The following is a 21,539-nucleotide window of genomic DNA, read 5'->3' as shown; positions in this document are numbered from 1 at the left end:
GACAAGCTTCACTCACGCCGCAGGGCGACGAGTCGTACTAACGCCCGGTCGTGGTGATGTGCACCGAGCCCGCCGCCCGCTCCGCTCCCGCGGCACCCCGCGTCTGAGCCGCCCGCCACCGGCTGTCGGTCATCCCGGCCGTCCACTGCCAGCCGCCGTAGGAGACCTGCTCGATGTGCAGCGCGGAGGCGTTGGCCACCGCCCAGTGCGCGAGCTGCCAGCCGCGCTGCCGCGCGCTGCGCCCGGCGGCGGCCGTGTCGTCGGGCACGGGCACCGTCACGGTCCGCCCGTCCCCGCCCGCGACCGGGGCCGGCGTGGGCGAGGGCGTTGGCGAAGCGGTGCCGCCGACCTCCGCGCCCGCCTCCTGCACCACGTCCCGGCCGAAGTCCCGAACGAGCGCGGCACGCACCGCGTCGGGTCCGCTGGACCGGGTCGGGCCAGGGCGGCCCTGGCAGGCCAGCGTGGCCCCGGAGCGGCCCGTGAGCGCGGCGGCGAGCAGCGTCGCGTCCGGCTCGTGCTTGGCGTACGCCTGCGGGAAGCCGCTGCGCTGCACGCGCTGCGCGGCCACGGTCAGCGGCAGCCGCGTGTAGCCGGGCACCTTGTCCAGATGGTCGTAGAAGATCCCCGCCGAGTAGGAGGGGTCCATGATCTCCTCCGGTGTGCCCCAGCCCTGCGAGGGCCGCTGCTGGAAGAGGCCGAGGGAGTCCCGGTCGCCGAAGTCGATGTTGCGCAGCGCGGACTCCTGGAGCGCGGTGGCCAGCGCGATGGTCACCGCCCGCTCGGGCATGCCGCGCCCGGTGCCGACGGCCGCGATCGTCGCCGCGTTCACCGCCTGCTCCGGCGTGAACCGGTACGACGCTCCGTCGCCCTTGCCGGAGACGACCTCGCAGCCCGGACCCGAGGTGCCTCCGGTGAGGTACTGCACCGAGAGGTAACCCGCGAGCGCGAGCAGGACCACGAAGGCCGCCCCGAACCGGAGGAGGCGGCCACGACGCTTGGAAGAGGGGGGAGGGTGCGGCACGCCTACAAGGTACTGGAGGCAGGCGGGACTGGTGAGGCAGGTGTGAACAATGCGGGGCGGCGGTGCGGCGGTTCGCCGGGTTAGGGTCGATCGCATGGCCGACAACCCGCTTGATCTCACGCTGGACGCCGCGCGCCTGACCGCGCGACTCGTCGACTTCCCCTCGGAGAGCGGCACCGAGAAGCCGCTCGCCGACGCGATCGAGGCCGCACTGCGGGCCCTGCCGCACCTGACGGTGGACCGTCTCGGCAACAACGTCGTCGGGCGCACGAACCTCGGGCGCGCGCAGCGGGTGATCCTGGCCGGCCACATCGACACGGTCCCGATCGCCGGGAACGTCCCCTCGCGGCTCGACGAGGACGGCGTCCTGTGGGGCTGCGGCACCTGCGACATGAAGTCCGGAGTGGCGGTCCAGCTGCGCATCGCGGCCACGGTCCCCGCCCCCAACCGCGACCTGACCTTCGTCTTCTACGACAACGAGGAGGTCGCCGCCGAGCTGAACGGGCTCAAGCACGTCGCCGAGGCGCGCCCGGAGTGGCTGGCCGGCGACTTCGCCGTGCTGCTCGAACCCTCCGACGGCGAGGTCGAGGGCGGCTGCCAGGGCACGCTGCGGGTGCTGCTGAGGACCACGGGCGAGCGGGCCCACTCCGCGCGCGGCTGGATGGGCTCCAACGCCATCCACGCCGCCGCGCCGATCCTGCGGCGGCTCGCCGAGTACCAGCCGCGTCATCCGGTCATCGACGGCCTGGAGTACCGCGAGGGCCTCAACGCGGTCGGCGTCCTGGGCGGGGTGGCGGGCAACGTCATCCCCGACGAGTGCGTGGTCACGGTCAACTTCCGGTACGCCCCCGACCGCACCGAGGAGGAGGCCGTCGCCCACGTCCGTGAGGTGTTCGCGGACTGCGGGGTGGAGGAGTTCGTGATCGACGACCACAGCGGCGGCGCCCTGCCGGGGCTGAACCACCCGGCCGCGGCGGCGTTCATCGAGGCGGTCGGCGGCACCCCGCGCCCGAAGTACGGCTGGACGGACGTCTCACGCTTCTCGGCGCTCGGCATCCCCGCCGTCAACTACGGCCCCGGCAACCCACACTTGGCGCACAAGCGCGACGAGCGGGTGCAGACGGCCAAGATCCTCGCGGGCGAGGAGCGTCTGCGGGCCTGGCTGACGGACTGACCATCGCGGACATACCGACGTCCCCCTCTCGTGACCCCCGCGGATCTACGCTGAGGTGGAACGTCACGCAAGCGGAGGGAGCGTACATGCCAACAGGGAATCCCGAGGGCAAGAAGCGGCCACCGGACGAGCAGCGACTGGGACCGGTCCTCCGGCGGCGCGGTCAGGTCCAGGCGAGCACCACGGACCAGCGGCTGCTGGACGAGCGCGCCCCCTCGGACTGGGTCCACACCGACCCCTGGCGCGTGCTGCGCATCCAGTCGGAGTTCATCGAGGGCTTCGGCACGCTCGCCGAACTCCCGCCCGCCATCAGCGTGTTCGGCTCCGCGCGGACAGCGGTGGACTCGCCGGAGTACGACGCGGGCGTGAAGCTCGGGCGGGGCCTGGTCGAGGCGGGCTTCGCGGTGATCACGGGCGGCGGCCCGGGCGCGATGGAGGCGGCGAACAAGGGCGCTCTCGAGGCCGGAGGCGTCTCGGTGGGCCTGGGCATCGAGCTGCCCTTCGAGCAGGGACTGAACGCCTATGTCGACATCGGCCTCAACTTCCGGTACTTCTTCGTCCGCAAGATGATGTTCGTCAAGTACGCGCAGGGCTTCGTCGTCCTGCCCGGCGGCCTCGGCACCCTGGACGAGTTCTTCGAGGCCCTCACCCTGGTGCAGACCCAGAAGGTCACCCGCTTCCCGATCGTCCTGTTCGGCACCGCGTACTGGGGCGGCCTGGTCGACTGGCTGGAGAACACCCTGATCGCCCAGGGCAAGGCGGCCCAGGCGGACCTCACCCTGTTCCACGTCACGGACGACGTGAGCGAGGCGGTGGCCCTGATGTCCAAGGAGGCGGGCCGCTAGCCCCGTCCTGCGGGCGGCCAGAACCCGCACGGCGGGCGACCTGCGCCCGCACGCCCGGGGCTACTGGCACCCGTACGACCGGCGCTACTGGCGACGGTACGGCGGGGCACTGGCGCCTGTGCGGCGCTTCCGAGCGTCTGCACAGCGCGGGGCCGGGGCGACGGGGCTCCGGCACTTCTCGCGGTGGGGCACTGGCTCCGTGCGACCGGTCGCCGGCGCCTGCACGGCGCGGCTCTGGTGCTCGTACGGTGCGGCACTGGCGCCCGTGCAGCGGGGCCAGTGCCGTCTGTACGGCAGGGTTCGTGCCCGCGCGGCGGGGCTCCGGAGTCTGTGCGGCGGGGGACTGGGGTCCCGGTTCTACGCCAGTCCCCGTCGGGCCACCGCCGGGGGCCGGTGGCCCGCGATGGTCGCCACCATGTCCAGTACCTGCCGGGTCTCGGCCACCTCGTGCACCCGGTACACCTGGGCTCCCAGCCACGCCGAGACGGCCGTCGTCGCCAGTGTCCCCACCAGCCGCTCCTTCACCGGCTTGTCCAGCGTCTCGCCCACGAAGTCCTTGTTGGACAGCGACACCAGCACCGGCCACCCGGTCGCGACCATCTCGCCCAGCCGCCGCGTCGCCTCCAGACTGTGCCGCGTGTTCTTGCCGAAGTCGTGCCCCGGATCGATCATCACCGACTCCCGCGGCACACCGAGCGCCACCGCCCGCTCGGCCAGCCCCACGGTCACCCGGAGGATGTCGGCCATGACGTCCTCGTACGTCACCCGGTGCGGCCGGGTCCGCGGCTCCGCGCCGCCCGCGTGCGTACACACCAGGCCGGTCCCGTAGCGCGCCGCGATCTCGGCGAGCCGCGGGTCCACCCCGCCCCACGCGTCGTTCAGCAGGTCGGCCCCCGCTTCGCACACGGCCTCGCCGACATCGGCCCGCCAGGTGTCGACGCTGATGACCACGTCCGGGAACCGCCGCCGCACCTCGGCCACGAAGCCGACCGTCCGCCGGGCCTCCTCCTCGGCGCTCACCTCGTCACCGGGCCCGGCCTTCACCCCGCCGATGTCGATGATCGCGGCCCCCTCGGCGACCGCCTGCTCCACGCGCGCGAGGGCCGGCTCGTCACGGAACGTCGACCCCTGGTCGTAGAAGGAGTCCGGGGTCCGGTTGACGATCGCCATGATCACCGGCTCGTGCGCGTCGAATTCGCGCCTGCCCAGCCTGAGCATCCCCTGTGACCTCTCCTCTTCTTCCCGGTCCTGCCCGGCCGTGCCCGGTCTTTCCCGGCCATCGGCCGTCTGCGACCCTAACTGTCAGCGTCGCATGGCACGATCGGACCCTGACAGATACGACAGACTCCGTGGGGACCGAGCGATGGTTATGTTCTTCTTCCTGGTCGTCGCGCTCGCCGTCGTGGTCGCCGCGGTGACCCTGGCGGTGGTGGGCGGCGGCGAGGGAACCGGGCCGCTGCCCGAGGCGGCGCCCGAGCGGCTCCTGGACCCGCTGCCGCCGGACCGCCCCGTGGACCGCCAGGACGTGGAGAGCCTCCGCTTCCCGATGACCGTCCGGGGCTACCGCATGGCGGACGTCGACGAGGCCCTCAGCCGGATCGGCGCCGAACTCGCCGAGCGCGACGCGCGGATCGCCGACCTGGAGTCCGCGCTGGCCGGCGCCCGGGCCGCGGCCGCCCACGTCCACCTGACCAAGCCCGAGCAGGAGGACCAGCGGTGACGGACGACACCCCGACGCCGGGCGCCGCGACCGCCGGCCCGGACGGCGCCCCGCGCTGCCCGTGGGCGCTGTCCGCGGCGGAGTACGTGGCCTACCACGACGAGGAGTGGGGCCGCCCGGTCCACGGCGACGACGCGCTCTACGAACGTCTCTGCCTGGAGGCCTTCCAGTCCGGCCTCTCCTGGATCACCATCCTGCGCCGCCGCACCGGCTTCCGCGCCGCCTTCGCCGACTTCAAGATCGCGGCGGTGGCGGACTTCACCGACGACGACCGGGAGCGGCTGCTCGCCGACCCGGGCATCATCCGCAACCGCGCCAAGATCGACGCGACGATCGCCAACGCGCGCGTGCTCGTCGACTGGGCCCCGGGCGAACTGGACGCCTTCATCTGGTCCCACGCCCCCGACCCCGCCACCCGCCCGGTACCGAGGACCCTCTCCGACGTTCCGGCGGTCACTCCCGAGTCCACGGCCCTGTCGAAGGCCCTGAAGAAGCGCGGTCTGCGCTTCGTCGGCCCGACGACGGCGTACGCCCTGATGCAGGCGTGCGGCCTGGTCGACGACCACCTCGCGGACTGCGTGGCGCGCCGCCCCTGACCCGGCCGGGGGCGGCACCGACCCGCGTCGCGGTCAGCGGCCCAGATACGCCGGCTTCTCCTTGTTCACGAACGCCCGCACGGCGATCGCGTGGTCCTCGGACTGCCCCGCCCTGGCCTGGAGCTCCTCCTCCTTGAGGAGGGTCTCCTCCAGGGAGTGCGTCAGCCCGTGGGCCACCGCCTCCTTCAGCGCCGCGTACGCCACCGTCGGGCCCTCGGCCAGCGCCCGCGCCGTCCGCTCCGCCTCGGCCCGCAGGTCGGCGGCCGGCACGACCCGGTTGGCGATGCCCAGGTCGAGGGCCTCCTGGGCGGTGATACGGCGCGGGAAGAGCAGCAGGTCGGTGGCGCGGGAGGGTCCCACCACCCGCGGCAGCGTCCACGAGATCCCCGAGTCCCCGGCGAGCGCGACGCCCGCGAACGAGGTGTTGAAGGACGCCGTGTCCGCCACGATCCGGTAGTCGGCGGCGAGCGCGAAGCCGAAGCCCGCCCCGGCGGCGACCCCGTTCACCGCGGCGACCACCGGCTTCCGCGCCCCCGCCAGCGCCCGCACGATCGGGCTGTAGTGCTCCCCCACGGTGCTCATCACCTGCCCGGACCCGGTCTCCCGGTCGGCGGCCAGCAGTCCGATGTGCTCCTTGAGGTCCTGGCCCACGCAGAACGCCCGGTCCCCGGCGGCGGTCAGCAGCACCGCCCGCACGGCGTCGTCGTGCGCCGCCTCCCGGGCCGCGTCCCGGAGGGCGACCTTGGCGTCGACGTTCAGCGCGTTCATCGCCTCGGGGCGGTTCAGCGTGATCGTCGCGAGTCCGTCGCTCACCTCGTAGAGCACGGTGTCGGCCATGGGGCATCCCCTCCGGTGTCGCCTCGTCGACGTACCGCTCGGTGCGTCGTGGTCCGTCGCGGTCCGAGGACAGCATGACGGAGATCACCGGGCAGGGCGCGGCCCCGGCATGTGACCTGCGTCAAAGAATTCCGGCGCGTCCGCGGCCGGCGGGCGGACGCGTGGGCGCGCAGTATCGCAGCCACATCGCCGAATTGGGTGGTTTTGCTCGCGCGCGTTGCCCAAGCGATGCCAACTGATGTTGGTCATCGGGTCCTGGGATGCGGGATAATGGCTTGGAAGCAATGTGTTCGATGCCGGTGTCGCGTGTCCTGTGCCGTTCTGGGCAGGGACCGTGCGCGTGCCCTTTCGGTGGGCCGTCGGCTTTGACGATGAGCTGGGTTTCAGGAAGGGGAACGAGCATGGCGGCCATGAAGCCGCGGACGGGTGATGGCCCGCTCGAGGTGACCAAGGAGGGGCGGGGCATCGTCATGCGCGTTCCGCTCGAAGGCGGCGGTCGGCTCGTCGTCGAGTTGACCCCTGACGAGGCCGATGCGCTCGGCGACGCCCTCAAGAAGGTCGTCGGCTGACGCGCAAGCGACCATACCCTTTCAGTTGCCCCGGCATCGTACGCGGTGTCGGGGTCGCTGTCTTTCCAGGGGTGCGCGACGCGCGGGTGACGGGGGCGCTCAGCGCTTGACGGCGCACAGGAGTCCGTCGCCCACCGGCAGCAGCGACGGCGTCAGATCGGGGCTCTCGCGCACCGTGCGCAGCAGTTCCCGCAGCCGCACGACCTCCGTCGGCTGCGGTCCCGAGTCCACCGTCCGCCCGTGCGCGAAGACACCCTCGAAGGCGACGAGGCCTCCCGGTCTCAACAGGCGCAACGATTCAGCGAGGTACTCGGGGAACTCCAGCCGGTCGCCGTCGCAGAACACGAGGTCGTATCCGGCGTCCGCGAGGCGGGGCAGCACGTCCAGGGCGCGGCCGGGGATGAAGCGGGCGCGGTTGCCCGCGAAGCCGGCGGCGCGGAAGGCCTGGCGGGCGAACTGCTGGTGCTCCGGCTCGGGATCGACGGTGGTCAGCACCCCGTCGGGGCGCATGCCGTGCAGCAGGTGGATCCCGGAGACCCCGGTGCCGGTGCCGATCTCCGCGACCGCTTTCGCGTCCACGGTGGCGGCCAGCAACCGCAGCGCGGCGCCCGCGCCGGGCGACACCGAGCGCAGCCCTGCGTCACGGGCCCGCTCACGGGCCCAGCGCAGCGCGTCGTCCTCGGCGACATAGGCGTCGGCGAACGCCCAGCTCGTCTGCCGGTTGCCGGTAATGACCCTCTCCTGTCCCGTGGTTGCCTGGGCGTGACTGTATCCGCTGGGGCCGGGAACCCGCAGATGGGACCGGTCGTTTGAAGGGGTGAGGAAGTGACAGCGGGCGCGACGGCGGTGTGGACGGGGGGGTATGGGATGGATGGGGACACGGAGCAAGTGCTGACGCAGCCGCACCAGCCGGACCAGCACGTGTCAAATTCTCGTAAAACTGCTTATCCGGAGCTAACGGGCGAGGTGGCTATGGTAGGGGCTCCACTGGACACCACCAGAGCCGACAGGGGAGGTGCGGCTGCGCCTGTGGATCGGGGAGGAGTGCTGCGGCGCTTTCTCGGATCGGCAGGCAGGCCGAAATCCGTGACCAACACCGCTGCCGACGTGACCCACGCCACCGAATCCGCCCAGACCGCGACCTTCTCGACCGACGCGGACGGGCAGGCGTGGACTCCGCCCACCTGGGAGGAGATCGTCAGCACGCACAGTGGCCGCGTCTACCGCCTGGCCTACCGCCTCACCGGCAACCAGCACGACGCCGAGGACCTCACCCAGGAGGTCTTCGTCCGCGTCTTCCGCTCGCTGTCGACGTACACGCCGGGCACGTTCGAGGGCTGGCTGCACCGCATCACCACGAACCTCTTCCTGGACATGGTCCGCCGCAAGCAGCGCATCCGCTTCGACGCGCTGGGCGACGACGCGGCCGAGCGGCTGCCCAGCAAGGAGCCCACGCCGCAGCAGCTCTTCAACGACGCGCACTTCGACGCGGACGTCCAGCAGGCCCTGGACACCCTCGCGCCCGAGTTTCGTGCCGCGGTCGTCCTGTGCGACATCGAAGGACTGTCGTACGAGGAGATCGCCGCGACCCTGGGCGTCAAGCTCGGCACGGTGCGCTCCCGTATCCACCGCGGCCGTTCGCAGCTGCGCAAGGCTCTCGCGCACCGCTCGCCGCAGGCCCGGGCGGGGCGCCGCGGCTTCGTGGCCACGGTCCCCGCGCTGGGGGGAGGGGGCGCGCCCGCGTGAGTGGATCACGACCTGACCCCGCGGGACGTCTCGCGGAGCAGCACCTGGGAGACCGGCTCGCCGCCCTCGTGGACGGCGAGCTCGGTCACGACATGCGCGACCGTGCCCTGGCGCACGTGGCCACCTGCCCGAAGTGCAAGGCGGAGGTCGACGCGCAGCGCCGTCTGAAGAACGTCTTCGCCCAGGCGGCCCCGCCGCCTCCCTCCGAGAGCTTCCTGGCCCGCCTCCAGGGTCTCCCGGGGGGTGGTACCGACGGCGGTGGCGGTTCACCGCTGGGCGGGGGAGGGCTGCCCGGAGGGTTGTCGTCCCGCTCCGGAGTGTTCGGGGTGAACCGCGGCGAGCGGTTCGAGTTCGGCTATGTGCCGGCCCGCCCGCATCCCGCCGACCCCGTGGAGGACCGCGGCTTCCGGATCCACCCCGTGGGCCGTGCCGACAGCGAGCGGTCCGCCTCGCGCGGGCTGCGGTTCGCGTTCGTCGCCGCCGGGGCGGTGTCGCTGGCCGCCCTCGCCCTGGGCGGGATGACCACCGGTTCGGCGGGTGACACCGCCGCGGAGGCGCGCGGTGGCTCCGGGAGCGGCAGCAATGTGACTCCGGCGCGCACGGTGGGCACGGGCGCCGCATCGGGCTCCGACACCGCGCGGCGCCGCCAGTCGGCCGCGCCGCAGTCGGCACAGGGGCAGCGATCGTCGGGCTCGGCGCAGGCGGCCTCGACGCCGCTGGCCGCACCGCTGCTGCCGGGGGCCGTGCCTCCCGGCGGGCAGGCGCAGGACGTGATGCATCCGCTGACCACCCCGGTGCTCGCCGGAGCGGCCGTGATGTCCCCGCTGATACGTCCGCTCACCACGACCCCGCCCATCTCCCTGACCTCGTGGTCCGCCGACCCGGACTACATGGCCCCGGGCCTGCTCGGCGCGCCCTCCCCTTCCGCCTCCTCCCGTACCACGCACTGACCGGTCCCTGCGCGGCGGTCCGGGAACCTGGTTGAATCCACGGTGGTCGCGCCCATGACATCGGTCGGGGCGCGGAGTCGACGCCGTGCCGCGTCCCGCTGTGGGGAGAACATGAACGAGGGCAAGCCCACGAAGTCCGCCCGCCCGAAGTGGTGGAGCCGCTCAGTCCCTCCGGACGCCCGGCCGGAGGGCACGCCGGCGCCGGACGCGTCGGCCGACGAGGCTTCCGACGGCGGCATGGCAGCGGGTGCGGCCTCCACCCAGGGCTCGGACCCGGGCTCGGCCCCCGTACGGACCACGGTGCCCGGACCTGCCGTCGGGGACGGTGACTACGAGCTGGAACGCCCGCTCCCGGCTTCCAGCGACTTCGAACTCGCTCAGCCCCGTGCGCCGTTCGCCGGGGTGGAGGACACCCACCTCGGGGCGGCGGACGCACCGGCGGCGCCGGCGGTGCCCGGCGAGCCTGCCGCGCCGGCGACTCCGGCCGGTCCCGGTGTCCCCGCCGTCTCCGCCGAGACGGGCGCCGACCGGCCCGTGGAGGGCCCCTCCGGGCCCGGCGACTCCTCCGGCGGCCCCGGCGAGCGTTCCAGCCCCCTGCACGACCCCGACCCCTACAGCACCCCTCCGTACGGCGAGCCCGGACCCTGGGCCCCCGCGCCACCGGTTCAGCACCCGGCGGCGACACCCGCGCACTCCTCCGGCACCCCGGCCGCCGCCCCCCACGGCTCGCCTGCCGCGGGCGCCCAGCCGTACGGTCCGGCCCCCGTGGCGGCTCAGCCGGGTGCCCCGGTTCCCACGCCTCCGGCGCCGCCCGGCCCGCCCTCGCCGCCGCAGGCCGCCGCGCCCCAGGGCACGCCCGCCCCGGACGCCCAGCCGTACGGTCCGGCGCCCGTGCCTTCCGGCCCGTCCTCGCCGCCGCAGGCGCCGGCCGACGCATCCACGGCCGGGGCCGTATCGCCGTGGGCGTCCCCCGAGGACGCCGTGCCGACGGGCCCACAGCGAGGGGCGCCGCTCGGAGCCGACCCGGCGCACGGCGCGCCCGCTCAGGCGGCGGGTGACGGGCACGGCGTGCCCGCTCCCGGCGCCGGTGGGGCCCACCCCGGTGCCGGTGTCTCCGCCGGTCCCTGGGGGCGTTACGACCCCTGGGGTGCCGTGCCGTTGCAGCAGAGCGGGAGCGGCGTGCTCAGCACCGAGCAGCGGCACCGACGGGTCACGCGGGCGCTCGTGGGCGGGGCCGTGGTGCTCGCGCTGGTGTCCGGTGCGCTCGGCGGGCTGGCCGGGGCGTACGTCGAGCGCAACGGCGGCCTCCGCACCGTGGAGCTGCCGCAGGCCGGGAAGGAGCCCGCCGGGCGCGCCCCGGACAGTGTCGCCGGGATCGCCGCCCGCGCCCTGCCCAGCGTGGTGACGCTGCACGTCAGCGGCTCCGGCGAGCAGGGCACCGGCACCGGGTTCGTGCTCGACGGCCTCGGCCACGTCCTCACCAACAACCACGTCGTCGAGAACGCCGCCTCCGGCGGCGACATATCGGTGACCTTCAGCGGCGGCCAGACCGCCAAGGCCAGGATCGTCGGCCGGGACTCCGGCTACGACCTCGCCGTCGTCCAGGTCCGCGGCGTGCGCGGCCTGACCCCCATCCCCCTCGGCAACTCCGACAACGTGCAGGTGGGCGACCCGGTCGTGGCCATCGGCGCGCCCTTCGACCTCGCCAACACCGTCACCTCCGGCATCATCAGCGCCAAGGAGCGGCCCATCACGGCCGGCGGCGAGAAGGGCGACGGCAGCGACGTGTCCTATGTCGACGCCCTCCAGACCGACGCCCCGATCAACCCCGGCAACTCCGGCGGCCCCCTGCTCGACTCCCGGGGCCGGGTCGTCGGCATCAACTCCGCGATCCGCTCCGCGGACACCGGCTCCGACCTGCAGACCGGCCAGGCAGGCTCCATCGGCCTGGGCTTCGCCATCCCCGTCAACCAGGCCAGGCGCGTCGCCGAGGAACTGATCAACCACGGCAGGGCCAGCCACCCGGTCATCGGGGTGACCCTGGACATGAACTACCCAGGCGACGGAGCCAGGGTCGGCACCAAGGGCCGGGACGGCGGCCCCCCGGTCACCCCCGGCGGTCCCGGCGCCAAGGCGGGCATCAGGGCCGGAGACGTCGTCACCGCGGTGGACGGCCAGCGCGTCCACTCGGGCGAGGAGCTGATAGTCAAGACCCGCGCCCACCGCCCCGGCGACCGCCTGGAGCTGACCGTCGAACGCGACGGAAAGGCACGGAAGGTGTCCCTGGTACTCGGGTCTTCGAACAACAAGTGACGCAAAGCGTGCGGAACCGGCCGGAAAGCTCGTCGTGTACACGCAGTCCGACACCTCGGGGCGGTACCGGTCCGGCACGTGGGACGGGTACCGTGGACCCGGCCCGGACCACGGACAGCCCCACACAGACCGGACCACCCGAGGGCCGAGGACCGAGGACATCGCAAGGAGCTTCAGGTGTTCAATGACATAGGACCGCTCGAGCTGCTGACGATCATCATCGTGGCCGTGCTCGTGTTCGGCCCCGAAAAGCTCCCGAAGGTCATCCAGGACGTCACGCGCACGATCCGGAAGATCCGCGAGTTCTCGGAGAGCGCCAAGCAGGACATCCGCAGTGAACTCGGCCCGGAGTTCAAGGACTTCGAGTTCGAGGACCTCAACCCCAAGACGTTCATCCGCAAGCAGCTGGAAAGCGACGAGCTGGGGCTGAAGGAGATCCGCAACGGCTTCGACCTGAAGAAGGAGATGGCCGAGATCACGGACGCGGTCAACGGCAACGAGCACGACTCCGCCGCGTCCTCCTCGTCCGCGGGCTCCCCGGGTCCGTCCGGCGGCCGGATCGACATGACCAAGAAGCCCGGGGGCCTCGGCCAGGACGAGCGTCCGCCCTTCGACGCGGACGCCACCTGAGCCGCTGAGCCGCGTCCCGTGTGACGCGTTTCACGCCGCGCGCGGTCCGTGCGCGGCGCGAAACGGCTGTACCCGCGCCCCACGCGCCGAGCGGTTTCCCGGCTGCCCGAAGCGGGATGGATATGCTGCCGAGTTGTTGTGCGGACTGGACGAGTACGCCCGAAGGGGGGCGGGCCGCCCCGGTTCGACGAGAGCGAGGAGGCGTCCGGCACATGGAGACGACAAGTCGGGCAGGCGCGCAGGCGTCTGCCGCGGAGGGTGGCCAACAGTCCCCCTTCGCCCGGCGTACGGCCGACGGCTACCTGCTGGCGCCTTTTCCCTGGTACGGCCTCGACGAGGCCTTCACGGGGCCGCGCTGGCTGATGCAGGTCGGGACCTCGGCGGACGGTGCCGTGGAACACGGTTCGACCGGGCACGGTGACGAGCCGTCCGTACGCAACGAGTTCGTGTCCGGGTCGCCGGACGAGCCCAAGGAGAGGTTCGCGGTCGTCGTCACCGTCGCCGCCCACCCCGAACGGCGCCTCGCCGACGGCACGGGCCAGCTGGAGGCCACCTCGGTCTCCTCGGCGGCCTGGCTGGCCGCGGTGGGCCTGCTCTCCTTCACCTGGCCCGGGCAGGTGGACCACACCCTGCGGGACGACTGGCTGGAGCAGCAGACGGAGACCGCGTGGGAGCTGGCCGACGATCTGTCAGGACCGGCGTGGGCGATGCTCTCGCTGCCCGTGGACGGCGTCCCGACCCCGTTCCACTACCGGGAGTCGGAGTTCGGCTGGGTGCTCGCGGGTTCGACCTCCCAGGGGGTCCACCTGGGGGCGTACGGCAGGGGAATGAGCGCGTACGGGCTCGGCTTCGCCGTGATCAAGGACATCGGCGCGTACGCCTGACGCCCCGCGGCGGGCGGACACGACACGAAAGGGGCGCCGTCCACGAGGGACGGCGCCCCTGCCGCCGTGCGGGCGGTACGGGCCGCGGACGGCCCCGTACGGCCTAGAACTTGTTCTTCGGGGTGATCCCCAGCGACAGCCCCGCGAGGCCCCGCTGCCGGCCGGCGAGCTTGTCGGCGATGTCCCGCAGGGCCGATCCCGCGGGGGAGTCCGGGTCGGTGATGACGACCGGCTTGCCCTCGTCGCCGCCCTCGCGCAGGCGGACGTCGATCGGGATGGAGCCGAGCACCGGGACCGTGGCGCCCGTGGTGCGGGTCAGGCCCTCGGCGACCACCCGGCCGCCGCCCGTGCCGAAGACGTCGACCATCTCGTCGCAGTGCGGGCAGGGCAGGCCGGACATGTTCTCGACCACGCCGACGATCTTCTGGTGGGTCTGGACGGCGATGGAGCCCGCCCGCTCGGCCACCTCGGCCGCCGCCTGCTGAGGCGTCGTCACCACCAGGATCTCGGCGTTGGGCACCAGCTGGGCCACGGAGATCGCGATGTCGCCGGTGCCGGGCGGCAGATCCAGCAGGAGGACGTCCAGGTCGCCCCAGTACACGTCCGCCAGGAACTGCTGGAGCGCGCGGTGCAGCATCGGGCCGCGCCAGACGACCGGCGCGTTGCCCGGGGTGAACATGCCGATGGAGATGACCTTCACGCCGTTCGCCGACGGCGGCATGATCATGTTCTCGACCTGGGTCGGGCGGCCGTCCACGCCCAGCATCCGCGGCACGCTGTGGCCGTAGATGTCGGCGTCGACCACGCCCACCTTCAGGCCGTCGGCGGCCAGCGCCGCCGCCAGGTTCACCGTCACCGAGGACTTGCCGACGCCGCCCTTGCCGGAGGCGACGGCGTAGACGCGGGTGAGGCTGCCGGGCTTGGCGAAGGGGACCTCGCGCTCGGCCTGGCCGCCGCGCAGCGCGGTCGCCAGCTCCCGGCGCTGCTCGTCGCTCATCACGTCGAGCGTGACGTCGACCCGGGTGACCCCCTCGACGCGGGAGACGGCGTCGGTCACCCGCTGGGTGATCGTCTCGCGCATCGGGCAGCCGGAGACCGTCAGGTAGACGGTGACCGCGACCGCTCCGTCCGCGCCGATCTCCACCGATTTGACCATGCCGAGTTCGGTGATGGGCCGGTGGATCTCGGGATCGTCAACCGTCGCCAGAGCTGCGCGCACCGCGTCTTCCGTAGCCATAGGACGATGGTACGGCGCCCCGTGCGGCCCCGGGGACCCCGTCAGCGGTCGTCCATGTCACCCGCGCGCGGGTGATCCGCCGGGAATACACCGTGCCGGCGGTGCCCGTCGACGGTGCGCTCCTCCAGTTCCTTGGCCAGGTCCTGGAGTTCCGAGCGCATCCAGTCGCGGGTGGCCACCTCGCCCAGGCCCATGCGCAGCGCGGCGATCTCACGGGTCAGGAACTCGGTGTCGGCGATCGACCGCTCGTCCTGCTTGCGGTCCTGTTCGAGGTTGACCCGGTCCCGGTCGTCCTGCCGGTTCTGCGCCAGCAGGATCAGCGGGGCGGCGTAGGAGGCCTGGAGGGACAGGGCCAGGGTCAGGAAGATGAACGGGTACTCGTCGAACCGCAGATGCCGGGGCGCGGCCACGTTCCACAGCACCCACACGATGATCATCACCGTCATCCAGACGATGAACCGCCCGGTGCCCAGGAACCGCGCGATGCGCTCGGACAGCCGCCCGAAGGCGTCCGGGTCCCACTCCGGCAGCAGCCGGCGCCGGGGCGGGCGCGGCTGGTCCAGCCGGCCGGACCGCGGCCGTCCGGCGGCGGTGGCCCCCACCGGGAGCCGCTCGCGGGTGCTCTCTCGCTCAGCCGCCATGCGTCGCCGCCCCCTCGTCCAGGTCGTACTCCGTCTGCCGCCAGTCGTCCGGCAGCATGTGGTCCAGGACGTCGTCCACGGTGACCGCTCCGAGCAGCGCCCCGGCCTCGTCGACGACGGGCGCCGCCACCATGTCGTAGGTCGCGAAGAACCCGGCGACGACCGGCAGCGTGGCGTCGGGCGGGAGGGGCTGCAGATCGTCGTCGAGGATCGAGCCGACGAGGGTGTAGGGCGGGTCGCGCAGCAACCGCTGGAAGTGCACCGTGCCCAGGTACTTCCCGGTCGGGGTGTCGTCGGGCGGGCGGCAGACGTAGACCTGGGCGGCCAGCGCGGGGGACAGGTCGCGGTTGCGGACCCGGGCCAGGGCGTCGGCGACGGTCGCGTCCGGGCGCAGGATGATCGGCTCGGTCGTCATCAGACCGCCCGCGGTGTGCTCCTCGTACGACATCAGCCGGCGCATGTCGGCCGCGTCGGCGGGTTCCATCAGCCCCAGCAGCCGCTCCTGCTCCTCCGCCGGCAGCTCGGCGAGCAGGTCGGCGGCGTCGTCCGGGTCCATCGCCTCCAGCACGTCGGCCGCGCGCTCGCCCTTCAGCTTGCCGAGGATCTCGATCTGGTCGTCCTCCGGGAGCTCCTCGAGGACGTCGGCGAGCCGGTCGTCGTCCAGCGCGGCGGCGACCTCGGCGCGCCGCTTGGCGGACAGGTGGTGCAGCACGTTGGCCAGGTCGGCGGGGCGCAGCTGCTCGAAGGTGGCGAGCAGGCTCTCCGCGCCCTGCCCCTGCTCCTCCAGCGAGAAGCCGGTGACCGCGGACCACTCCACGGTCAGTGCCTCCCCCCGGTTGCGCCGGAACGCGCCGCCCTTCCTGCCCTTGCGGACGAAGACGCGGTCGACCTCCCAGTCCCGGCGCGCGGGCAGCTGCTGCACCGACATGTCCAGGACGGTGACCTCCTCGCCGGTCTCCACGAGCGTCACCCTCCGGTCCAGCAGCTCGCCGAAGACGAGGCGTTCGGTGGGCCGCTGCTCGAAGCGGCGGACGTTGAGCACGCCCGTGGTGATGACCTGGCCGGACTCGATGCCGGTCACCCGGGTCATGGGCAGGAAGATGCGCCGCCGGGTGGCGAGTTCGACGACCAGTCCGAGCAGACGGGGCGGCCGGCGCCCGACGCGCAGCATGACGACCAGATCGCGTACGCGTCCCACCTGGTCGCCCGTCGGGTCGAAGACGGCGACTCCGGAGAGGTGCGAGACGAAGATCCGGGGGGCGCCCGCTGCCATGGCTGCGCCTCCTTTGCGCGGCTGTGTGGTGCGTGTGGTGCGTGTCGTGTGTGCCGGGTTTCTTTTCCCAATTGCCCGCTCAGGTGCGCTTCAGGCTAGCCCGTCCACCTCGGATACGCCCTGGTGAGGGTCCGGACGAGCCGGTTCCGCCGGGCGTGCGCGGCCCCGGTACGCTGCCGTACGCCGTTTGAGGACACCCGTCGGAAAGGCAGCTCCCCCTGTGACCGTGATTCCCCAGGGCCGTACCCGCCGGACCACGCTGACGAGCGCGTTGTGTGCCCTGGTCGTCGCGGTCGCGGGTCTGACGGGGTGTTCCGGGGACGATCCGGACGCGGGCACCAACGGGGTGGGCAAACTGCCGGCCGAGAAGATCCAGGCGAGGACGAAGGCGGCGGCCGCCACCGCGGACACCGTGCACCTGTCCGGGAACGTGGTCAGCAACGGTCGTACGTACCGGATCGACATGCGTCTGAAGGACGAGGGCGGCACCGGCTCGGTCACCTCGCAGGGGACGGCCTTCGGGCTGCTGCGGATCGGGGAACAGCTCTACCTGAAGGCGGACGCCGGGTTCTGGGGCCAGGTCGACGGCAGCGGCAAGGCCACCGGGGCCGCCGACAAGCTGGACGGCAAGTATGTGAAGGTGCCGCAGGGCGATCCCTCGTACCAGCGGTTCAGCGGCTTCACGGACAAGGACGTCCTCCTCGACGGGCTGCTGACGCTGCACGGCACGCTGGCGACCGACGGGCACCACGAGCAGGCGGGCGTCCGCACGATCCGCATCACCGGCGGCAAGGGCTCCGGCGGCACCCTGGACGTCTCCCTGGAGGGCACTCCCTACCCGCTCCGCCTGGTGCGCGCGGGCGACGCGGGAACGCTGAGCTTCTCGGACTGGGGCAAGGACTTCACCCTGGCCCGGCCGGAGAAGAGCGAGACGGTCGACTACGGCAAGCAGCTGCCGACGTCCTGACTCCCGTTCCCCGGAATGGGGGCTACTTCCGCCGCTTCCGCTTCACCAGCAGCCGCGGCAGCCCGTCCGGGGCCGGTCGGCGGGTCGTCGCCGGGGTGGGCAGCGGTGCCTCGGCCAGCGAGTCCTCCGGCAGCGGCGCGGTCGTCCCGGTGGGCTCCAGGCGCAGCACCCGGCACTCGCGGGCCCAGCGCGCGGTCATGGCCTCGCCGTCGGGCGCGTTGAGCCGCTTCCCCTTCAGCTCGGCCACCGCCTCCTGCCACCGCGGGGAGTCCGGCGCGACCTCGACGACCCGCGCGGCCCAGGTGACCAGGCGGCCGCCCTTGTCCTTGCTGCGGACCGTCACCTCGGCGCCGGCTCCGTCGGCCAGCCCGGGCAGCGGCTGCTCGCCGGGCCCGTCGCCCACCACGCATGCCGCGCCCTCGTGCCAGACGTGCCACAGGGCGCGGGCCGGGACGCCGGGGCCCTTGACCCAGACGAGGCCGGACTTCTTGGTGGCCTCCTCGACGAGGGCCTGGTCGAGCAGCTCGGTGTTCATGGCAGAAGAGTAACGAGCCCGCTCACAGCCAGCCGTTGCGCTTGAGCGTCCGGTGGATGCCCAGGCAGATCACGGCCGTGAGGCCCAGGATCAGCGGGTAGCCGTACTTGAGGTGCAGCTCGGGCATGTACTTGAAGTTCATGCCGTACACACCGCAGACCATCGTCGGCACGGCGATGATCGCGGCCCAGGCCGTGATCTTCCGCATGTCCTCGTTCTGCGCGACGGACGCCTGCGCCAGGTTGGCCTGGAGGATGGAGTTGAGCAGCTCGTCGAAGCCGACGACCTGCTCCTGTACGCGGGCCACGTGGTCGGCCACGTCCCGGAAGTACTTCTGGATGTCCGGGTCGATCAGCCGCATCGGACGCTCGCTCAGGAGCTGCATGGGCCGCAGCAGCGGCGACACCGCCCGCTTGAACGCCAGTACCTCGCGCTTGAGTTGGTAGATCCGGCCGGCGTCGGTGCCGCGCGGGGTGCCGCCACGGCCCGGCGAGAACACCTCCGTCTCGACCTCGTCGACGTCCTCCTGCAACGCGTCCGCGACCGCCATGTACCCGTCGACGACGTGGTCCGCGATGGCGTGCAGCACCGCGGAGGGGCCCTTGGCCAGCAGCTCGGGGTCGTCCTGCAGGCGGTGCCGCAGCGCGCGCAGGGAGCCCTGGCCGCCGTGCCGGACGGTGATGAAGAAGTCCCGGCCGGTGAAGCACATCACCTCGCCGGTCTCCACGATCTCGCTGTTGGGCGTGAGCTCGTCGTGGTCGACGTAGTGGATGGTCTTGAAGACCGTGAAGAGCGTGTCGTCGTAGCGCTCCAGCTTGGGCCGCTGGTGGGCCGTGACCGCGTCCTCCACGGCCAGCGGGTGCAGCCCGAACTCCGCGGCGATACCGGCGAATTCTGCTTCGTTCGGCTCGTGCAGGCCGATCCACACGAAGCCCCCGTCGCGCCGCACCTGGCGCATCGCCTCCGGAGGGGTGAGCGGCCGGTCGGTCGGGACCCGGGAGCCGTCGCGGTAGACGGCGCAGTCCACGATGGCCGAGGGGGCCGCCGGGTCGCGCGTGGTGTCGTACGCCCCGTCGTCCCGGCGCGGGGCCGGGCGGGAGGTGCGGACCACGGAACGCAGGTCGCGGATCATCGACATGGCGGGCTCCTTCGCAGCGAGCGACGAGCGGCCGAGGGCGGTCGGAACTGCCCGGAATGAGGACGTGGGGGCCTCAGGGATGTTTGGCACGTCCACAAAGCGGGGAGCACCGCACCGTCACGGTGGCGAGCTTCGTCACTGACAGATCAGACAGATCAAAACGAAACGAAGTGCTCTTCCGTATGACGTGCGCGAAGGCACGAACGCGAGAGGTGGCGACCGACCGGAGTCAGAGCGACGACATCAGCGGCGGGAAGAGCGGGTGCTACTGCACGGTCGACTTCGATCCATGACAGCCCCACCTCCTCCGGCCGGTCCCTCGTAAGGGAGTCCCATCGGCGCCGGGGCCGGATCAGGGCCTCCCCAGGGTCGAACACCTGGGGGGCACCCCGTTGCGCGCTGCCCCGGACGACCGGCCCAGAGTATCAGCAGCCCGGTGTGTCAAGGCGCCGCTTTGCCTGCCGCTGACGAGTTCTATGCTCGCCGCATGGCTGATGTTCTTCCTCTGGTAGAGGCCCGGTTGCGTTCCGCGCTGGGCGAACCGGACGCCCGCGCCGCGGTCACCTTCCTCGGCACGGACCGGCTCGAGGTGCTGCGCTTCCACGAGGGGGACATCGTCCGGTACGCCACCCTCGGCATGTCCGCCCGGCCCATGACCGACCCCACCGCGCTGGTCGCGGATCCGGTCGAGGGGCCGCGCGCCGAGCTGGTCCTCTCCGTCCGCGCCGGCCTCGCCGACACCGACAAGGTGCTCCGCCCGCTCGCCGTGCTGGGGGCGTCTCCGCAGGTCGAGGGCGTGGTCGTGGCGCCGGGCGCCTCGCTCGACGTGGGCGAGCCGCTGTGGCCCGGCGCGCCCTTCACCTCGGTCCTGGTGGCCGAGCCGGGCGGCCTGGTGGAGGACCTGGAACTCGACGAGCCGCGGGACCCCGTACGGTTCCTGCCGCTGCTGCCGATGACCCCGAACGAGGCCGCCTGGAAGCGGGTGCACGGCGCGCAGGCACTGCGGGAGCGCTGGCTGAGCCACGGGACGGACCTGCGGGACCCGGCCCGCGGTTCCGTCCCGCTGGAGTGAGCCGGAGTGAGCCGGAGTGAGCAAGCTCACCAACAGGCCGTCGGCCCACGTCAGTTGACGAAGGCCGTGACGCTGTCCTCGGCGGCGTGCCGCGGCTGCGGCTCCTCCGCGGTGGGGGTCCCCCCTGCTCGAGCGGAGTCGAGAGCCTGGGGGACGGTGAGGGCCCGACGCCGGACCGCGACCACCAGCGCGCCCACCACCGCGGTCGCCCCCGCGACCAGGAACGGCACGTGGAGGTCGGTCCACTCCGCGATCTTCGGCGCGAGGAAGGGCGCGGCGGCCGCGGCGAACCAGCGCACGAAGTTGTAGCCCGCGCTCGCCACCGGACGGGGGGCGTCCGACACCCCGAGGGCCAGCTCTGTGTAGACGGTGTTGTTCACGCCGATGAACGCGCCCGACAGGACGGTGCAGACGACGGCGGTGGTGTGGTCGCCGTAGCCGAGCACGACGACGTCGGCGGCCAGCAGCACCAGCGAGCCGCCGAGCACCTTCAGCGAGCCGAACCGCGCCTGCATGAGCGGCGCCACCACCACCGAGAACAGCGCGAGCAGCACCCCCCAGGCGAAGAACACCGCCCCCGACTTGTACGGGGTCATGTTCAGCACGAACGGCGTGAAGGCCAGCACCGTGAAGAACGTGTAGTTGTAGAAGAACGCCGAGGCCGCCGCCGAGGCGAGACCGCCGTGGCCGAGCGCCTTGACCGGGTCCAGCAGGGACGTCTTGCGGGCGGGCCTCGGCTGCTCCTTCAGGAACGCCGTGATGCACAGGAAGCCGACGGCCATCAGGAACGCGGTGCCGAAGAACGGATAGCGCCAGCTCGCGTTGCCGAGCAGCGCGCCGACCAGTGGGCCGCAGGCCATGCCGAGGCCGAGCGCCGACTCGTAGAGCAGGATCGCCGCCGCGCTTCCCGCCCGTCGCCCACCGGCCCCTATGGGATTCGCCGCGCCGACGATCACCGCGAGGGCGGTGGAGACGAAGAGCGCGTTGCCGAGGCCCCAGCCGGCCCGGAAGCCGACGAGCTGGGCGACGGAGCCCGAGGTGCCGGCGAGTCCGGCGAAGACCACCACGAGGGCGAGGCCGAGCAGCAGGGCCTTGCGGCCGCCGATACGGCTGGAGACGAAGCCGGTCACCAGCATCGCGACGGCGGTGATCAGGAAGTACGAGGTGAAGAGCAGGGAGACCTGGCTCGCGGTGGCGTTCAGGCCCTTGGCGATGGAGGGCAGGATCGGGTCGACGAGCCCGATGCCCATGAAGGCGACGACGGACGCGCCGGCCGTCGCCCAGACCGCCCGGGGCTGCCGCAGAATGCCTCCCGCGCCCGCGTCGAACGGGTCTTCGCCCTCCGCGGGACCCCCTGTGCTGCTGTGCATGCTGACTCCTCCGATCGTTGC

General features: G+C 72.7%; 22 protein-coding genes. 12 read left to right on the top strand and 10 right to left on the bottom strand.

What is annotated here, in order from left to right; translation table 11 throughout:
• Positions 1-37 precede the first annotated feature (37 nt).
• Positions 38-1,021: a heavy metal transporter gene (locus ACIOWN_RS26270; RefSeq protein WP_401983456.1), complete on the bottom strand. Its 984-nt coding sequence runs from the start codon at positions 1,019-1,021 to the stop codon at positions 38-40.
• 94 nt (positions 1,022-1,115) lie between these two features.
• Between ACIOWN_RS26270 and dapE the strand changes: the two genes are divergently transcribed.
• Both dapE and ACIOWN_RS26260 read left to right on the top strand, forming a co-directional pair.
• Positions 1,116-2,195 carry a succinyl-diaminopimelate desuccinylase gene (dapE, locus tag ACIOWN_RS26265; protein WP_362346070.1) on the top strand — a complete coding sequence of 360 codons (1,080 nt, stop codon included), beginning with the start codon at positions 1,116-1,118 and terminating at the stop codon, positions 2,193-2,195.
• 86 nt (positions 2,196-2,281) lie between these two features.
• Positions 2,282-3,040, top strand: coding sequence for a TIGR00730 family Rossman fold protein (locus ACIOWN_RS26260; protein ID WP_362346068.1), 759 nt, complete (start codon positions 2,282-2,284; stop codon positions 3,038-3,040).
• A gap of 357 nt (positions 3,041-3,397) precedes the next feature.
• On the opposite strand, the gene folP is transcribed toward ACIOWN_RS26260, so the two are convergent.
• Positions 3,398-4,258 carry a dihydropteroate synthase gene (gene folP / locus ACIOWN_RS26255; protein WP_401983454.1) on the bottom strand — a complete coding sequence of 287 codons (861 nt, stop codon included), beginning with the start codon at positions 4,256-4,258 and terminating at the stop codon, positions 3,398-3,400.
• A 145-nt stretch (positions 4,259-4,403) separates the two neighbouring features.
• Here folP and ACIOWN_RS26250 point away from each other — a divergent pair, with 145 nt between their 5' ends.
• Positions 4,404-4,760: a DivIVA domain-containing protein gene (locus tag ACIOWN_RS26250; RefSeq protein WP_401983453.1), complete on the top strand. Its 357-nt coding sequence runs from the start codon at positions 4,404-4,406 to the stop codon at positions 4,758-4,760.
• Positions 4,757-5,356, top strand: coding sequence for a DNA-3-methyladenine glycosylase I (locus tag ACIOWN_RS26245; RefSeq protein WP_362346062.1), 600 nt, complete (start codon positions 4,757-4,759; stop codon positions 5,354-5,356). Before ACIOWN_RS26250 ends, ACIOWN_RS26245 begins: the two co-directional genes overlap by 4 nt.
• A 33-nt stretch (positions 5,357-5,389) precedes the next feature.
• Here ACIOWN_RS26245 and ACIOWN_RS26240 read toward each other — a convergent pair whose 3' ends face one another.
• On the bottom strand, positions 5,390-6,193 hold the full coding sequence (locus ACIOWN_RS26240; RefSeq protein ID WP_401983451.1) for an enoyl-CoA hydratase/isomerase family protein: 804 nt from the start codon (positions 6,191-6,193) through the stop codon (positions 5,390-5,392).
• Positions 6,194-6,594: 401 nt separating this feature from the next.
• Between ACIOWN_RS26240 and ACIOWN_RS26235 the strand changes: the two genes are divergently transcribed.
• Positions 6,595-6,762 carry a DUF3117 domain-containing protein gene (locus ACIOWN_RS26235; RefSeq protein ID WP_003966491.1) on the top strand — a complete coding sequence of 56 codons (168 nt, stop codon included), beginning with the start codon at positions 6,595-6,597 and terminating at the stop codon, positions 6,760-6,762.
• Between the two features lie 99 nt (positions 6,763-6,861).
• Here ACIOWN_RS26235 and ACIOWN_RS26230 read toward each other — a convergent pair whose 3' ends face one another.
• Positions 6,862-7,557 (bottom strand): O-methyltransferase, encoded by a 696-nt coding sequence (locus ACIOWN_RS26230; protein ID WP_100568287.1) that lies wholly within the window; start codon positions 7,555-7,557, stop codon positions 6,862-6,864.
• Between the two features lie 177 nt (positions 7,558-7,734).
• Between ACIOWN_RS26230 and sigE the strand changes: the two genes are divergently transcribed.
• From sigE to ACIOWN_RS26205, 5 genes are all read left to right on the top strand, one after another.
• Positions 7,735-8,508, top strand: a complete 774-nt coding sequence (sigE, locus tag ACIOWN_RS26225) for an RNA polymerase sigma factor SigE (RefSeq protein ID WP_362346058.1) — start codon at positions 7,735-7,737, stop codon at positions 8,506-8,508.
• Complete coding sequence (locus tag ACIOWN_RS26220; protein WP_401983449.1) at positions 8,505-9,458, top strand: zf-HC2 domain-containing protein; 954 nt, start codon at positions 8,505-8,507, stop codon at positions 9,456-9,458. The genes sigE and ACIOWN_RS26220 overlap by 4 nt, the downstream gene beginning before the upstream one ends.
• 111 nt (positions 9,459-9,569) lie before the next feature.
• Positions 9,570-11,771 carry a trypsin-like peptidase domain-containing protein gene (locus ACIOWN_RS26215; RefSeq protein ID WP_401983447.1) on the top strand — a complete coding sequence of 734 codons (2,202 nt, stop codon included), beginning with the start codon at positions 9,570-9,572 and terminating at the stop codon, positions 11,769-11,771.
• Positions 11,772-11,948: 177 nt separating this feature from the next.
• On the top strand, positions 11,949-12,401 hold the full coding sequence (locus tag ACIOWN_RS26210; RefSeq protein ID WP_362346052.1) for a sec-independent translocase: 453 nt from the start codon (positions 11,949-11,951) through the stop codon (positions 12,399-12,401).
• 212 nt (positions 12,402-12,613) lie between these two features.
• Entirely contained in the window at positions 12,614-13,285 is a 672-nt protein-coding gene (locus ACIOWN_RS26205; RefSeq protein WP_362346050.1) for a hypothetical protein, read from the top strand.
• A gap of 103 nt (positions 13,286-13,388) precedes the next feature.
• Here the strand turns inward: ACIOWN_RS26205 and ACIOWN_RS26200 are convergent, their stop codons facing one another.
• The 3 genes from ACIOWN_RS26200 to ACIOWN_RS26190 are packed head-to-tail and all read right to left on the bottom strand — an operon-like array spanning position 13,389 to position 16,436.
• The gene (locus tag ACIOWN_RS26200; RefSeq protein ID WP_362346048.1) at positions 13,389-14,522 is read right to left on the bottom strand and encodes an Mrp/NBP35 family ATP-binding protein; all 1,134 of its coding nucleotides are present in this window, start codon (positions 14,520-14,522) and stop codon (positions 13,389-13,391) included.
• 41 nt (positions 14,523-14,563) lie between these two features.
• On the bottom strand, positions 14,564-15,163 hold the full coding sequence (locus ACIOWN_RS26195) for a DUF1003 domain-containing protein (protein ID WP_362346046.1): 600 nt from the start codon (positions 15,161-15,163) through the stop codon (positions 14,564-14,566).
• Complete coding sequence (locus ACIOWN_RS26190; RefSeq protein ID WP_362346044.1) at positions 15,153-16,436, bottom strand: magnesium transporter MgtE N-terminal domain-containing protein; 1,284 nt, start codon at positions 16,434-16,436, stop codon at positions 15,153-15,155. Before ACIOWN_RS26190 ends, ACIOWN_RS26195 begins: the two co-directional genes overlap by 11 nt.
• A 220-nt stretch (positions 16,437-16,656) precedes the next feature.
• Between ACIOWN_RS26190 and ACIOWN_RS26185 the strand changes: the two genes are divergently transcribed.
• Entirely contained in the window at positions 16,657-17,403 is a 747-nt protein-coding gene (locus tag ACIOWN_RS26185; RefSeq protein ID WP_362346042.1) for a hypothetical protein, read from the top strand.
• A gap of 22 nt (positions 17,404-17,425) precedes the next feature.
• Here ACIOWN_RS26185 and ACIOWN_RS26180 read toward each other — a convergent pair whose 3' ends face one another.
• Both ACIOWN_RS26180 and ACIOWN_RS26175 read right to left on the bottom strand, forming a co-directional pair.
• On the bottom strand, positions 17,426-17,938 hold the full coding sequence (locus ACIOWN_RS26180) for a hypothetical protein (RefSeq protein WP_326803987.1): 513 nt from the start codon (positions 17,936-17,938) through the stop codon (positions 17,426-17,428).
• Positions 17,939-17,960: 22 nt separating this feature from the next.
• Positions 17,961-19,076: a magnesium and cobalt transport protein CorA gene (locus ACIOWN_RS26175; protein ID WP_100568205.1), complete on the bottom strand. Its 1,116-nt coding sequence runs from the start codon at positions 19,074-19,076 to the stop codon at positions 17,961-17,963.
• Between the two features lie 487 nt (positions 19,077-19,563).
• On the opposite strand from ACIOWN_RS26175, the gene ACIOWN_RS26170 reads away from it, so the two are divergent.
• The gene (locus tag ACIOWN_RS26170; protein ID WP_362346038.1) at positions 19,564-20,148 is read left to right on the top strand and encodes a suppressor of fused domain protein; all 585 of its coding nucleotides are present in this window, start codon (positions 19,564-19,566) and stop codon (positions 20,146-20,148) included.
• Between the two features lie 50 nt (positions 20,149-20,198).
• Here ACIOWN_RS26170 and ACIOWN_RS26165 read toward each other — a convergent pair whose 3' ends face one another.
• Complete coding sequence (locus ACIOWN_RS26165; protein ID WP_401983444.1) at positions 20,199-21,518, bottom strand: MFS transporter; 1,320 nt, start codon at positions 21,516-21,518, stop codon at positions 20,199-20,201.
• Positions 21,519-21,539 lie beyond the last annotated feature (21 nt).

The sequence above is a fragment of the Streptomyces sp. NPDC087787 genome (assembly GCF_044743035.1).
Taxonomy (GTDB): domain Bacteria; phylum Actinomycetota; class Actinomycetes; order Streptomycetales; family Streptomycetaceae; genus Streptomyces.
The sequence above is the reverse complement of the archived record's forward strand: the minus strand, read 5'-3'. Positions and strand labels throughout refer to the sequence as shown.

Excerpts from the sequence above, each read along its gene's own strand:
- ACIOWN_RS26200 (WP_362346048.1), bottom strand. The coding sequence starts at position 14,522 with ATGGCTACGGAAGACGCGGTGCGCGCAGCTCTGGCGACGGTTGACGAT.
- dapE (WP_362346070.1), top strand. The coding sequence starts at position 1,116 with ATGGCCGACAACCCGCTTGATCTCACGCTGGACGCCGCGCGCCTGACC.
- ACIOWN_RS26215 (WP_401983447.1), top strand. The coding sequence starts at position 9,570 with ATGAACGAGGGCAAGCCCACGAAGTCCGCCCGCCCGAAGTGGTGGAGC.
- ACIOWN_RS26175 (WP_100568205.1), bottom strand. The coding sequence starts at position 19,076 with ATGTCGATGATCCGCGACCTGCGTTCCGTGGTCCGCACCTCCCGCCCG.
- ACIOWN_RS26205 (WP_362346050.1), top strand. The coding sequence starts at position 12,614 with ATGGAGACGACAAGTCGGGCAGGCGCGCAGGCGTCTGCCGCGGAGGGT.
- ACIOWN_RS26240 (WP_401983451.1), bottom strand. The coding sequence starts at position 6,193 with ATGGCCGACACCGTGCTCTACGAGGTGAGCGACGGACTCGCGACGATC.
- ACIOWN_RS26195 (WP_362346046.1), bottom strand. The coding sequence starts at position 15,163 with ATGGCGGCTGAGCGAGAGAGCACCCGCGAGCGGCTCCCGGTGGGGGCC.
- ACIOWN_RS26170 (WP_362346038.1), top strand. The coding sequence starts at position 19,564 with ATGGCTGATGTTCTTCCTCTGGTAGAGGCCCGGTTGCGTTCCGCGCTG.
- ACIOWN_RS26235 (WP_003966491.1), top strand. The coding sequence starts at position 6,595 with ATGGCGGCCATGAAGCCGCGGACGGGTGATGGCCCGCTCGAGGTGACC.
- ACIOWN_RS26250 (WP_401983453.1), top strand. The coding sequence starts at position 4,404 with ATGGTTATGTTCTTCTTCCTGGTCGTCGCGCTCGCCGTCGTGGTCGCC.
- ACIOWN_RS26190 (WP_362346044.1), bottom strand. The coding sequence starts at position 16,436 with ATGGCAGCGGGCGCCCCCCGGATCTTCGTCTCGCACCTCTCCGGAGTC.
- folP (WP_401983454.1), bottom strand. The coding sequence starts at position 4,258 with ATGCTCAGGCTGGGCAGGCGCGAATTCGACGCGCACGAGCCGGTGATC.
- sigE (WP_362346058.1), top strand. The coding sequence starts at position 7,735 with ATGGTAGGGGCTCCACTGGACACCACCAGAGCCGACAGGGGAGGTGCG.
- ACIOWN_RS26180 (WP_326803987.1), bottom strand. The coding sequence starts at position 17,938 with ATGAACACCGAGCTGCTCGACCAGGCCCTCGTCGAGGAGGCCACCAAG.
- ACIOWN_RS26260 (WP_362346068.1), top strand. The coding sequence starts at position 2,282 with ATGCCAACAGGGAATCCCGAGGGCAAGAAGCGGCCACCGGACGAGCAG.
- ACIOWN_RS26165 (WP_401983444.1), bottom strand. The coding sequence starts at position 21,518 with ATGCACAGCAGCACAGGGGGTCCCGCGGAGGGCGAAGACCCGTTCGAC.